The organism is Staphylococcus sp. HMSC62B09 (assembly GCF_001839115.1).
Classification (GTDB): Bacteria; Bacillota; Bacilli; order Staphylococcales; family Staphylococcaceae; genus Staphylococcus; species Staphylococcus haemolyticus.
The window spans coordinates 1-363 of record NZ_KV840126.1; the positions used below are offsets into that span (position 1 = coordinate 1).

Annotated in this window: 2 pseudogenes; both read left to right on the forward strand. The window is 28.4% G+C overall.

The window, feature by feature from the left end:
* Positions 1-280 (forward strand): annotated as a pseudogene (locus HMPREF3265_RS05015) (hypothetical protein); the annotation flags it as partial.
* A gap of 14 nt (positions 281-294) precedes the next feature.
* Positions 295-363: pseudogene (locus HMPREF3265_RS12870) on the forward strand (pathogenicity island protein); the annotation flags it as partial.

Genomic DNA, 363 nt, shown 5'->3' on the forward strand with positions numbered 1-363 from the left:
AAAGACTTATCCTCATAAGTTGACGCTTAACCAAGAGAAAGCACTCAGAGAAAAAGAAAATGGTGCTACTGAAAAGAATATGAATATTGATGAGTTTGTAGCAAAGTTGAATGATCTAGATAAGAAATCATTTAAAGAATTTATCTATAACAGAAATGAAAATAATATCGACTTTGAGAAAGTCTTAATATTGCTGCAAGCTATACTGAAACGATTACCACAAAAAGAGATTAAAAAGCCATATAACTACATAAGAGAAATAGGCTTAAAAACTAATTGAAATGAGGAATTTAATTGAAAACTGCAAAATATTTTGATGAATACAACGAATATGTCACAGGTCAAAGAGAGAATATCAATAAA